Annotated in this window: 11 protein-coding genes and 2 pseudogenes; 6 read left to right on the forward strand and 7 right to left on the reverse strand. The window is 49.5% G+C overall.

The genetic code is table 11. From position 1 onward, the window contains the following. The first annotated feature begins 43 nt into the window (after positions 1 to 43). Positions 44 to 1,633, forward strand: coding sequence for an ABC transporter substrate-binding protein (locus tag AKG35_RS06135; RefSeq protein ID WP_011130517.1), 1,590 nt, complete (start codon positions 44 to 46; stop codon positions 1,631 to 1,633). Continuing rightward, positions 1,633 to 2,652 carry an ABC transporter permease gene (locus AKG35_RS06140; protein WP_011130518.1) on the forward strand — a complete coding sequence of 340 codons (1,020 nt, stop codon included), beginning with the start codon at positions 1,633 to 1,635 and terminating at the stop codon, positions 2,650 to 2,652. The genes AKG35_RS06135 and AKG35_RS06140 overlap by 1 nt, the downstream gene beginning before the upstream one ends. Here AKG35_RS06140 and AKG35_RS06145 read toward each other — a convergent pair. Continuing rightward, positions 2,646 to 4,238, reverse strand: coding sequence for an alpha/beta hydrolase (locus tag AKG35_RS06145; protein WP_041384480.1), 1,593 nt, complete (start codon positions 4,236 to 4,238; stop codon positions 2,646 to 2,648). The genes AKG35_RS06140 and AKG35_RS06145 overlap by 7 nt on opposite strands. A 450-nt stretch (positions 4,239 to 4,688) precedes the next feature. Here AKG35_RS06145 and AKG35_RS06150 point away from each other — a divergent pair, with 450 nt between their 5' ends. The 3 genes and pseudogenes from AKG35_RS06150 to AKG35_RS06160 all read left to right on the forward strand — a co-directional run. Next, a complete protein-coding gene (locus tag AKG35_RS06150; RefSeq protein WP_236069556.1) occupies positions 4,689 to 5,132 on the forward strand; it encodes a glutamyl-tRNA amidotransferase in 444 nt (147 codons plus the stop codon). A gap of 243 nt (positions 5,133 to 5,375) precedes the next feature. After that, positions 5,376 to 5,750, forward strand: a complete 375-nt coding sequence (locus AKG35_RS06155) for a hypothetical protein (protein ID WP_011130521.1) — start codon at positions 5,376 to 5,378, stop codon at positions 5,748 to 5,750. Between the two features lie 727 nt (positions 5,751 to 6,477). Further along, positions 6,478 to 6,939, forward strand: a pseudogene (locus AKG35_RS06160) (iron uptake porin); the annotation flags it as partial. Positions 6,940 to 7,096: 157 nt separating this feature from the next. On the opposite strand, the gene AKG35_RS06165 reads toward AKG35_RS06160, so the two are convergent. The 6 genes and pseudogenes from AKG35_RS06165 to ychF form a co-directional block, all read right to left on the reverse strand. After that, on the reverse strand, positions 7,097 to 7,453 hold the full coding sequence (locus AKG35_RS06165) for a hypothetical protein (protein WP_011130522.1): 357 nt from the start codon (positions 7,451 to 7,453) through the stop codon (positions 7,097 to 7,099). Further along, positions 7,438 to 7,827, reverse strand: a complete 390-nt coding sequence (locus AKG35_RS06170) for a hypothetical protein (RefSeq protein ID WP_157859846.1) — start codon at positions 7,825 to 7,827, stop codon at positions 7,438 to 7,440. Before AKG35_RS06170 ends, AKG35_RS06165 begins: the two co-directional genes overlap by 16 nt. Before the next feature lie 748 nt (positions 7,828 to 8,575). Further along, positions 8,576 to 8,677 (reverse strand): annotated as a pseudogene (locus AKG35_RS06175) (chlorophyll a/b-binding protein); the annotation flags it as partial. A 161-nt stretch (positions 8,678 to 8,838) separates the two neighbouring features. Further along, positions 8,839 to 9,042 carry a chlorophyll a/b-binding protein gene (locus AKG35_RS06180; RefSeq protein ID WP_011130524.1) on the reverse strand — a complete coding sequence of 68 codons (204 nt, stop codon included), beginning with the start codon at positions 9,040 to 9,042 and terminating at the stop codon, positions 8,839 to 8,841. A gap of 11 nt (positions 9,043 to 9,053) precedes the next feature. Then, positions 9,054 to 9,197, reverse strand: a complete 144-nt coding sequence (locus tag AKG35_RS13530; protein ID WP_011130525.1) for a high light inducible protein — start codon at positions 9,195 to 9,197, stop codon at positions 9,054 to 9,056. A 951-nt stretch (positions 9,198 to 10,148) separates the two neighbouring features. Then, the gene (ychF, locus tag AKG35_RS06190) at positions 10,149 to 11,240 is read right to left on the reverse strand and encodes a redox-regulated ATPase YchF (protein WP_011130526.1); all 1,092 of its coding nucleotides are present in this window, start codon (positions 11,238 to 11,240) and stop codon (positions 10,149 to 10,151) included. A 154-nt stretch (positions 11,241 to 11,394) separates the two neighbouring features. Between ychF and AKG35_RS06195 the strand changes: the two genes are divergently transcribed. Further along, positions 11,395 to 12,573, forward strand: coding sequence for an efflux RND transporter periplasmic adaptor subunit (locus AKG35_RS06195; protein WP_197524581.1), 1,179 nt, complete (start codon positions 11,395 to 11,397; stop codon positions 12,571 to 12,573). The last annotated feature ends 18 nt before the right edge of the window (positions 12,574 to 12,591 follow it).

Below are 12,591 nucleotides of genomic sequence, written 5' to 3' on the forward strand. Positions count from 1 at the left end.
ACTAGCAAGTCTTTAAATCAAGGCCATCCGATCCGCCCGCGTTGTGTCAAGCTCTGGCCGTCGTGATTCTCTGCTCTGGGCCGCTGCTCTATTTGCTTGCTCCCTAGCGCTGAGCCAGGTTGCCTGTCAGCCGCCTCGCCGTAGTGAGCGACTTGTCGTGGCCAGTGCCGGCAAGATCACCTCTCTCGATCCTGCCCAGGCCAGTACTTTTGATGCTCTGCAACTGTTGAGCGCCCTCGGAGAGCCCCTCTACCAACTTGATCACAAAGGGGAGCTAGAGCCACGACTGGCATCCGCCCCACCTCAGATAAGTGATGGCGGCTTCACCATCTCGATCCCTCTGCGCAGGGATGTGCTGTTTCACGACGGCACCCAATTCAACGCCGCCGCGATGGCCTTCAGCCTGCGGCGATTTCTGAGTATCGGCACCCTCAACTACGTGGTAGGAGGACGGATTGCCGCCGTGGAGACAGCCGGTCCCTACCTGCTACGCCTTCGACTAACACGACCCTCAACTTCTCTAGAGGGACTACTCAGCTCAATCAATCTGACGCCGGTATCACCAACGGCCTACGCCAAGCACAGAGATCAGTTCCTCAATAAGCAATTCATTGGAACCGGCCCTTACCGACTCACTAGCTTCCAGACCCAGCAACAACGCCTTGAGCCTTTTCAGCAGTACTGGAGTACCCAGGCCAGTAATGCTGGAATCGATTTCATCAATCTGAGCAACTCCACGGCCCTATTCGGTGCCCTACGAAGCGGTGAAGTGGATGTACTCCTTTCCAATTCTCTGGATGAAGACCAACGCCTTGCCCTCCATCGCCTTGCCAAGCAAGGGAAGCTCCGCGAAGGAGAGGGACCAGCACTTGAGATCGGCTACATCACTCTCCTGAGTAATGCCCCTCCACTCAATCAACCCCTCTTACGTCAGGCCCTCGCCTACAGCCTCGACCGTCAGCTGATGGTGAAGCGCGTGAGCTATGGACTAAGACGCCCGCTGCGGTCTTTAGTGCCGCCAAACTTGCAGGCTGAACCACTCACACCTTGGCCCAGCTACAACCCTCAACGAGCCAAACAGCTGCTGAAAAAGGCAGGCTATTGCGGAACTCAAACGCTGACACTACCTTTTACTTTCCGTTCCAACGTGCCAGCAGACAAGTTATTGGCGCTTACATGGCAGGCACAGGTGGAACGTGATCTCTCGGATTGCCTGACACTGAAGCTCAATAGCGTCGAATCGACCACCGTTTATCGCCAACTGGGGGAAGGCGCATTCCAGGCCGTCATCCTTGAGTGGCGAGGCGCCTATCCCGACCCGGAAGCCTATTTAGCTCCATTATTAAGCTGCAGCAAAGCCAATGGATCTGTATGCGAAGAAGGGGAAGCGGCAATTAGCGGCAGCTTCTGGACCGCAGATGGGCTGGAAACGAGCCTTCGCTACAGCGATGAACTTCGCGGACCCGATCGTCTCCACCAGCTCAGAGAGATCGAACGCTCCGCCGCCGGCGGAGCGGCCTATCTACCAATCTGGCTGGTAGCTCCACGAGCTTGGGCCCAGCGGCGGTTATCCAAACCAGAGTTTGACGGGAGCGGCCATTTAATGCTCCAGCATCTACGGGAGCTGCACTGATGGGCCGCGGGAGAGAACTACTGCGCTACAGCTCGACCCGCTTGGCCCTGGCACCGGTGATGCTCTGGCTCATTGCCAGCATGGTGTTTCTCCTCCTACGGGTGGCACCAGGAGACCCAGTCGATGCCGTGTTAGGCAATCGTGCGCCGGCTGCAGCCCGCGCTGCTCTGCGCACCAGGCTTGGACTGGATCAACCGCTTTTGCATCAATACCTGCACTTCATCAAAGACTTAATTCATGGCGATCTAGGCCAAGCTCTTCTCAACCAGGAACCAGTGAGCCAGATCATTGCCAGAGCCCTGCCAGCCAGCTTGGAACTAAGCCTGACGGCTCTATTGATTGCAGCATTGGTTGGTCTGGTCGTTGGTTTCAGTGGTATTGCCCGCCCGGAAGGCAAGCTAGATCTCGCAGGCCGCCTCTACGGCATTGGCACCTATGCCCTGCCACCGTTCTGGGCCGCGATGATCGTTCAACTGCTGTTTGCAGTCATTCTCGGTTGGCTACCAATTGGCGGACGTTTTCCCCCGAGCTTGCTACCACCAGAGGGGAGCGGCTTCCTGATCCTCGACAGTCTTAGGAGCAGCGACTGGATATCTCTTAAAGGAGCTGTGAGACACCTGGTGTTACCGGCAGGGACCCTAGGCCTTCTCCTCAGTGGGATTTTCACCCGTACCCTGCGACTCAATCTTGGCCGCACACTGCAATCCGATTACGTTGAAGCTGCCCGTAGCCGAGGGCTGAATGAGCAACAGGTGGTGCTCAACCATGCCCTCCCTAATGCCCTTCTGCCAGTACTCACCATTACGGGGATCACAGTGGCATCGCTGATTGGCGGCGCACTGTTAATTGAAGTCACCTTCTCCTGGCCAGGCATCGCCCTACGGCTCCAAGAAGCAATCAACCAACGCGACTACCCAGTGGTTCAAGGAATTGTGGTTGTCGTGGCTGCCCTGATGGTGCTGGTAAGCGTGAGCGTGGATCTGCTCGTTGCTCTGATTGATCCCCGCGTCCGCTACTGAGATTTGCGAAGTCTCTTTGCTGCGTTGCGATCCAAACGATGAAGCCGCAAATCCCCGACCTGCTGATGTGTGGCGCCCTGAAGGGCTTCGCCAGCCTCAACCTGCTCCAAAAAGATTTGAATCTCCACTGCTAACAATCGCTGCACAGCTAGCGGCTCACGCCCTACCAGCTCTTCGCCTAGTTGAAAGAGATCATCGCCACGACCCTCACCCATCTGACCTTCAACCCGCACCGGTGAAAAATGGCTAGCGCCCTCCACAAGCACGACTCGACTAGCGGGATGGGGTGAGATTGCCAAAAGCAAATCGAGCTGCTCAGTCAGCGGAGGAGTAATCAAATCAAGGGTGCCGCCAGTCAGTAACACTGGAACCGACAAAGGCACAGCCCCATGACGAGGCCACAGCAAGCTACCAAAACTGTTGAGAGCCACGATTGCCTCTAGCTGGGGGATTGACTGCAGTTTTGGCATTTGCACATCAACCAACTGACATTGCAATAAGCGCGAGAGATTGGTGAGAGGAAGATCGTCGAGAGCCTTACGACAGCGGGTATACAAACCAGGCTCCGGGGTCATATCAGCAGCCAATAGAGCCGTCAGTGCCCCAAGGGAGTGACCCATAAGCACCAACTTCTGACCAGGCAATACCAACGTGCCTTGCTCTCGTGCCTGCAGGACAGCCTGCAGATCCGCCAAGCGGTCAGGCAACACCTCTGCTCCAGGTGCAAGTCGTTGCCCCTTCAGCAGGGCATGCACCGCTTTGGCATCACTACCTGGATGCTCAAGCACCACAACCGGCCAGCCCTTACGTTGAAGGCTGAGAGCCAACCAACGAAAATGATCCTGGCTTCCACCCAAGCCTGGCATGAGCACCACCCAGCTCGACCGCAACGGAGTGCCATCAGGTGGGCGCCACAGCTCTAGCTGGAGGGGCTTGGTGCGATGAGCCACTGGCAAAGGTTTGAACTCAGGTCCTGCGGCAAAAACTTCCTTACCTGCAAGCTCTTGCAAAACTGGAACTTGTGTGGCTGGAAACCTCCCTAGCGTTAACACCAACTGCTGCTGCTGTTGCAACTGACGCCGCCAGCGACTTGCGACCTGAAGTAAAGCATCAAGATCGAGGCGTACATTTTCAGCAGGGAGATCCTCAAGCAAATCCTGAGCGGTCACCTCTGACTGACTGTTCAAGAGCAGTTCCAGAGTGTTGAACAAGACAATGCCACTACTGTCGTCATCGACCCTCACCAAATCACTAACGGCATCAAGCAGCTGACGTCCTGCCCAACTACGCAGCATCTGTCGAGCCATGCTCTGATCTGTAAGCAAAGGTGCCTGAAGCAGCTCAAAGAGATCGAAGCGGCTATCGGCATCGAGCAAATTGAGCCAGGTGATGAGTTCAGAACTACTGCTGCCCCCAGGCCGCCCCAAATCGACCAACTCCCTAATCCAAACCGGTATCACCATCCCCTCAAGCTGCACCTCCAATCGCTCCGCAGCTCTCAGCGGCGATACTCCAGCAAGTCCGAACAGCAAAGCGCCGAATAGCCCAATCACAATTCGCTGTCCAATTGGGCGTGTTAATGCCAACGCCGAATACCGCTAACGAGTCAAACCATTTTCACTCAAGCATTGAAGGGCTTAGATCGGTTCAGTGAATGGTGCTCCTGGGTGCCATCGACAGATCAAATGCCGCCATTGAGCTTCCAACTTCTTCTCAAGCCAGGCGAGAAACGACTTATCAGCAGTGTCCGCCATTTGCCAAGCGAGCCAAGTAGCCGAGAAAGAGCTAGCAAAGAACAATCTCGTCAACACCTATAACTGAATAATCAACACAGCGAATAACAACAATCAATCACCCCAAACAGCTCGCCTGAGATCTGTATCCAAAACCCATCCGGCTATATCATTGGTCAGATTAAAGAGGCTCTCTTGCTAAAGCACCATACAGACCAGCAGAAGAGACGAATCAAACAATGAAGGGCGATCCAAGTAACAAGCGAGCATTAAAGGCCTAAGAAGAGTGGTACAAGGAAATATTTGCGCACGCAAATGAAATTTATAAAATATATTATGATTGCCAGCAATTTCCACCCCTATAAAAGAAAGCGTCCAAGCAACATGAGAATGCTATTAGGCGCAACAACTGCTATGGCACTTTTGATTACATCCGCAGCCTCCGCCAATGAAACCAACCTTCAAATCAAAAACGCCAGCAAACAACTTGCGGTGAGCATTCGCGCCTTTGCAACTGGGACATCTGCCGCTAGCGAATGTCTCGTCAAAAGCGGACAACTGAGCAAGAGGATTGCAAAAGAGATATTACCCTTATCACTTCTCGAGGTTGGCATTAGCCCTGAAGTCCTTGACAATCCTCAGGTCATCAAAGCAACCTCAATCTTGAGCCCTACACTTAATTCTGACTGCACATCTACGAAGATGAGCATCGAAGCAATCAATCGTCTGATCAAGGATGAGCTATAGAAATACTTCTAACCGGAAAACAGATCAGTAAAAGAAAAATTCTACGAATCAGTCTCTCCTAAAGCATATGAAGAACTAGACCGTTCAGCCTGACCAAGGGATACAAAAAGCGTAGTCAATAGGTAAACTACTTACGCGAAGCAAGAAATGCGATTCAACTGACAAAGATAAGATAAGTAATTAAGGCCTGTAAGCCGGCTCTAGAACAGCCTATGATTACTCATGTTTGCCTAAACACCAAAGATGGCTTACCCCGAGTCTCAAGTCGTAATGGGCGGTTTGGTGCATATCCCCATTATCATTGGTGTTTTTTGGGCGCTAAACAACCTAACCACAGGCGGCAGCAAAGCCAAGAAAGCCGCAGAAGCTCAGGCCAAACAAGCGGCTGAGGAAGCTGCTGCCAAAGCCGCTGCGGAAGCGGCAGCCAAACAGGCTGCTGAGCAAGCTGCTGCCAAAGCTGCTGCGGAAGCGGCAGCCGCCAAAAAGGCTGCTGAGGCCGCAGCTTCCGCAGCTCCAGCGGCAACAGCAGCGACTCCAGTCAGCGGCGAAGCTGAAACATCACAAGCTTCTAATAACGACACTCAAGCCACTCCTGCCCCAGACCAAGAAGTGCTCTAGGTATATAGTGCAGATTCTAAAAAGTCGTAAACATCAATCGATATAGATACACGTTCCCAAAAGTTGCTTGCAATCAAAAAAGCCTTGAGAAAGGCCAAATTTTCAATGGATTCAACTTTAAATAAATAGCCTCAGGGGAAAATTAATAGCAAAATATAATCAAGAGAGGGGCAACTTGAACTAAAACTTCTCAAAGACATAGCTCATTAATAAGTTGACGCCAACCTAGTCAATACACAGGCACCTAGGGCTAGGACGTTCCAAGCGAAAGCAAACCATCAAATACACAAGAAGACGAATAACAATTGGCCACCAACCCTAACTCGATATTTACATTCAGCCACCAATACGCAACACTCTCGCAGAAGACATGAAAACATAAACACACAGCATCAACAAATCAACTCATACACCCCACAAGAAGCTCTAAATTCAAAGAAACAAGATAAACTATAAGGAAGAATTCGGTTGCAATAAAAAATGACTACTAAACAATGTTCGCCAGAAAAGCCGATACTTATTCACGAACAAGCACAGGCAAGGACTTTGATTAACCACAAATGCTTTTCTTAAAATCCCTAACCGAGCAAACGTGAAAATTAATTCTAGAAATAAATCGATGAAATATTGAGCATTGCAGGATCAGAGATTTATCCAGAGATGACGAAAGAGAAGTTAATGACCAAAATTGAAACGGTACATTAAGCCTATCTGTGTAAGGAACCAAATGAAACTCTTCCAGCAATTGCTGGTGGCTCCTGCTGCTTTGGGCCTTATGGCACCAATGGCTGCTAATGCCGCAGACCTAGACATCAAAGGTGTGTCCGATTATTCGGCCTCCAGCGAGCAGGTCACCAGCATCTCCCAATCCCAAGATGTTTACCCAACCGATTGGGCTTACCAGGCGCTGAGCAACCTGATTGAGCGCTACGGCTGTGTAGCTGGCTATCCAAGCGGAAGCTACCTCGGCAACAGAGCAATGACCCGCTTTGAAGCGGCTGCTCTATTGAATGCTTGCCTCGATCGCATCACTGAAGTCACCGACGAACTGCGTCGTCTGCTCAACGAATTCGAGCAGGAGCTCGCAATCCTCAAGGGCCGTGTTGATGGGCTAGAAGCCCGCGTTGGTGAACTCGAAGCCACTCAGTTTTCCACCACCACCAAGCTGAAAGGTAAGGCATTCTTAATAAGTCGAAGACTCAAAGGAGCCTGGATCAAATGCGTTGCTCAATACAAATACTGCTTTAACTTTTATCAGGATGAGATCGGCTTACAACAATCATCAGTCAAGAGCTAGATCAATAAGGCCCAAAAAACAGCTCTTATCATCGTCTACACATATAAGATTAGTTCAATAACGAACCATCAGCATTGCAATCACGTAGACTATTCCACTTGGCCAAATTTTCTTCTAAGTTGTCAAACTCATTTTCTGAGTCATTGATTTGTTGGGCTTTAATTAATGCTTGAAAAGCCTCGACGCCATACTTGCTTGCGATTCTTTGCTTGATACAGGCTTTATACTTAGATCCAGCCTTTAATTCCTCCTCTGCCCATCTTAAATTATCCTGAGCCAACTCACTCTTTTCTCTCCATTCCAGCATGTGGTTCGTGAATTCTTCTTGTGCACCATCAGCGAAAGCAGATTCACTATGTACTACAAGTAAGAGAAATAACACTAATCCTACTAAGAAATGACGCATTCCTCGTCCCTAGAGGCCTCATGATTATCCCATAAAAGTTTATAACACCATTTCTCTTTCGGCGAATGCCTAACTCTTTCAACACCTTTCTTTGTTAGAATAAAGATTGGCTTACCTGATTCTGAGACCTGCTTGATGTCTACATTGCCGAGCATCCACATGCGCATAAATACTTGATTGTCCGTCATGGTCCCAAGATATTCCACGCAACTTTTACCAACATCAATAAACCAGAGGGAAAGTAGTTCTGCCTTCTCTCTATCTCCCTTACAAAGCTGAAGCGTAGTCCGCAAAATAGCCGTTGCATCGCCTTGCTTAAGCGCAAAACGAATCAAGGCATTTCCAAGGCTAATCTGCTCGCGATCTACACTCATGGCGCCATTTCTATTGGGCATATATAAGGAGTTGAAATTCGTAAACAAAGTTATAAACCTGACTCTAGCCAAGAAAGCACGTTGCACTCCAGCTTAAAGACTCGCAAGTTATGGAATGCAGATGAGCAGCAAAATAGCTTAGATTAGAAGGGTTTACAAGCTGAGCCTATCAAGCGAGCATTCTGTTCAAATAGAATCTAAAAGGTCTAGAATGGTTATTGAAAGCCTAATATTCAAAACCAATGTTTATTTAATTGGAATAGAAAAATCTCTCGTATGCTGCAAGCCAAACCTCAAAAAGGTTTATTTAATAGCTATCAGAGCTGAGTCAACACAATCAATTCAACCTCAGCAGCCACTGCAAGGGTAATTCAAACTCAACAAAGCAACTAGCTTCTCTTGAAGAAACCTCCAAGAAGATTGGATGCCGTCAATGAAAAAGGCTAGTCACAACCAAGCCTTGGATTGATCATCTAAGCAAAACTGTCAATACATACTCAACAGACTATCCTTATAAGCTAGAGGCCCTAGTCCAAATAAGAGAAGGGGCCTCTAACCAAAAAGAATTTTTCAAAATATGCCTGGAATAATCCAACCAGTCAGTGCATAATCATAGCGATTAGACCTTTTAACAAGCCTTTTCGTGAATTTCTTGAGAGAGTTAAGGGGGTTAAATTCCATAATAAATGAGGAGAGAGTAAAAATGCCCTAAAGCTTTAACTTAAGGGCATGAATGTCTATTAAGCGCTTAAAATAATCCAGGAATAATCTGCCCTGTAGCAGCATAACTGGCGAGTGCTCCAATAAAGCCAATCATTGCCCAGCGGCCGTTTTGTAGCTCTGCATTTTCATTCATGATGATTAGGAGGTAGAGGAATTGTGTAAGGAAAGGCTGAAGGGCACAAAGGTCTCATGCCAATTGGCCACCAGACAAGAAGTACAGTCAATGTCATATTCTCGACTAATCCGCTTTTTAAAAAAGATGATTAGCCTGAACAGTGATCATTAAAATCAAAAAATGCCGGGTAAGATTTGCCCTGTGAATAAATAAGCCACGACAGCAGACAAGAAGCCAATCATTGCCCCACGTCCGTTGGCCAGTTCTGCTTCTTTACTAAAAGCGGTGTATTCAGGATCAATTTGCATGCGAGGTTCGCTTGCATACATGTTCTGACGTCCACCGTCTTCAGTGATGACATTTGTAGAAGAGGTCATGATTTTTCTGCTTAAACCACACCAGGAATAATTTGGCCTGTCGTTAGATATGCTCCGACCGCAGCCCAAAATCCCATCATTGCGGCCATTCCATTAACACGCTCAGCGGTTAACTTCTGATTTTCGACCCTATTGGTCTTGGGTGTTTTTTTCATAAGAAGGAATTTGAGTTCAGGTCACTTTGATCACGAAGACCAGCACTCCGGCCTTCGTTACAAAAGCTTAACACAAGAGGTTGCGAAGTGTGACGATCCTGTTTGCAGGGGCAGTTCCACCAGCTCAAAGCCCTCAAAACTCCCATTAAAGCAGGGTACTTACATGTCTAAACCTTGTCACCAAGCTCTCAAATTAATGCATTAAAAGAAGAAAATTTTAGAAATATGCGCGAATTCATATTACTAAGATGTTTTTTGGGACGCCTTGGCTCATATGATCTCAATCATTCACGGCAGCTACAATGACTGCTTGCCAACATTTAATAATGTAAACATCAACAAGTCTATTGGGTTTGAATTCTTCTCACTATTCTTGTAAGAGAGTTTAGAAACTTAAGCCTCTATCATTTCTCTATCTAACTCAATATAGAGGCAGACGACTAATGAATGCTCAAAAGAGCACTCCATCCATGCTTGCTCAACCGCTCTCTAAATTTTAGGACTTGCATCAAAGCCTCAAAAGGCTTGAACTGCACAAGCCTGAATCAAGCAAAATCCCACGACCTCCATAGGCTTAGGTGCAAACACCTAGACGCCGCTTGGCATGGGCCGTAATTGGAAGAATTTATTTCAAAGCCCTTCCTAGGCTCTTGATAGAGCTATTCCATAGATACTGGCATTTGGCTGATGGTGACAAGCTCATCACATTCAACAAACTGGCAAGAAGCCTTTATTGGTGCTCTTACCACCTGTTCAAGTCTTTTAAATTACCGTTTACCAGGTAGATCATCTATGCGAGTTCAGCTTAGTGAATTCAGAACTCAAGGTGAACTGAACAGAAATTAAATTGACTTGATCAATCAACAAACCAAGAGTTTTGCTTACCTTCAGGGCTATGTTTTGGTTTGCTTTTTTTGGTCGAATAGAAAGTATGCCCCAGAAGAATAAAAACTAGACGTTAAAGAGAAACTCCATAACATCACCCTCCTCTACGACGTAGTCCTTACCCTCACTACGCAGCCAACCCTTGTTGCGTGCTTCAGCAAAGGAACCGGCCTCAAGCAACTTCTGGTAAGCAATGGTTTGAGCACGTATGAAACCACGCTCGAAGTCAGTATGGATCACACCAGCTGTCTGCGGCGCTGTCATGCCGGCCTTAAACGTCCAAGCACGGGTTTCCTTCTCCCCAGTGGTGAAGTAAGTACGAAGACCTAGAAGCCGATAGGTCGCCTTGATCAAACTCTTCAGCCCCCCCTCACTCACTCCGAGGCCTTCTAGGTAATCAATACGCTCTGCTTCGCCGAGTTCAATTAACTCAGCTTCCACCTGAGCTGAAATGCGCACGCATTCAGCACCCTCACGCGTCGCCAAGGTCGTCACCTCCTCACAGTAGGCATTGCCGCCGGCAAGATCGTCTTCGCTCACATTGGTGGCGTAAATAATTGGCTTAGCCGTTAGTAGGCCAAGCGGTTTAATGATTTTCGCTTCTTCATCACTGAGCTCTACAGCACGAGCAGCACCACCTTGCTCAAGCACAGATTGAATCCGCTCAAGCGCAGCATCTTCGAACTGGGCGTCATTGCTTGTGCGCGTCTGTTTTTTCAAGCGCAAGCGCCGTTTCTCGATCTGACTGAGATCTGCAAAGCCGAGTTCAAGGTTGATGACCTCAGCATCCCTAGAAGGATCCACTGATCCAGAGACATGGATCACATCCTCGTCTTCAAAGCAACGCACCACATGCACGATGGCGTCAACCTCGCGAATATTGGCAAGAAATTTGTTGCCCAACCCCTCTCCCTCACTAGCCCCCTTGACCAAACCAGCGATATCAACAAACTCCATGCGCGTTGGAATCATCTCCTTGCTCTTACTTAGATCGCAAAGCAGCTGCAAGCGCTCATCAGGTACCGCAACACTGCCCACATTCGGTTCAATGGTGCAGAAGGGAAAATTGGCAGCTTGAGCCTGCGCGTTGGCCACAAGTGCATTGAAAAGCGTGGACTTACCCACATTGGGTAGTCCAACAATTCCGGCTTTAAGCATGGGGGCAAATCTAGCCGTGCCCATGCCAGAAACCATTGCAACAGCGATATGGCACTGCAGAGAAACGCTAACAGCACTAAAGAGTTACGCTACGGTGCCTTACTGCAGTCAGGCTCGCTGACCAGCGAGACTGCTTGACATCGTTGGTGGGTTGATGGCCAGTACAAAGGCCTCGCCCATATCGGCACATCAGGAGCAGGGATTGGTCCATCTCACACAACTCAAAGGTGCTTTAGGGCAACGCAAACGCTTGATCAGCCTCAGTGCAGCTGTGGTGCTAATCACTGCAGGGGGGATGGCATGGAGGTTCAGCCCCCAGCAGCGCTTGGGTCGCGATCTCAGCAATTACACCGTAGAAACCGAGAGGGGCACCCTTCCTGGGATCGTGAGCGCCAACGGCGAATTGCAGGCGAAGCGGAGCGTGAATGTCAGTCCCAAAAAAGCAGGTTTGCTGAAAGAGCTCTATGTCGATCAAGGCGACGAGGTCAAAAAGGGAGAGGTGCTCGCTCGCATGGATAGTGGCGACTACAACGACCGCTTAGATGAAGCGAAGGCCCTTGAAAGAAAAGAGCAAGCTGAATACGAAACGAGAAAAGCAGACCATGAGCGGCGCGACAACCTCTACCAACAAGGAGCCATCTCAGCCGACGACGCGAGCAAATATCGCCGCCTCTACCTAACCAGCCGCGCCAACCTTGCCGCCGCACAAGAGCGTGTTCAACAACGCATTACTGAAGGGAGCGAACTGCTGATCAGAGCACCCTTCAGTGGTGTGATCACAGCCCGTTATGCGGAGCCAGGAGCCTTTGTGACCCCAACAACAGCAGCCTCTGCAACTGCCGGCGCCAGCAGCTCCTCCCTGGTTGAACTCTCAGAAGGAATGGAGGTGAACGCCAAAGTGCCCGAAAGCGACATCGGCCGCATCCGCATCGGCCAAAATGCCAGCGTGCGTGTTGACGCCTTCCCAGAACAACGTTTTATGGCCCGCGTCAGCGAGATCGCCCCGAGGGCAGCAAAAACTGAGAATGTCATCTCTTTCGCAGTCAAGCTCAACCTGATCAAGCCTTCGCCCCAACTGCTAATAGGCATGTCCGCAGACGTGGATTTTCAAACGGGCAAGACTGCACCCACCACGTTGGTTCCCACCGTGGCGATTGTGACTGAAAAGGGCAAACCTGGAGTGCTTCTTGTGGGCCAAAAAAATCAACCACGCTTTCAAGCGGTGGAACTAGGCACCAGTAGTGGCAGCAAAACAGCCATCCTGAGCGGGCTAAAGCCCGGCACGCGAATTTTTATCGATCTGCCCCCATGGGCCAAAACAAAACGCGACTGATGCCAACCCCCATCAATC

It is taken from the genome of Prochlorococcus marinus str. MIT 9313, assembly GCF_000011485.1.
Lineage (GTDB): Bacteria > Cyanobacteriota > Cyanobacteriia > PCC-6307 > Cyanobiaceae > Prochlorococcus > Prochlorococcus marinus_D.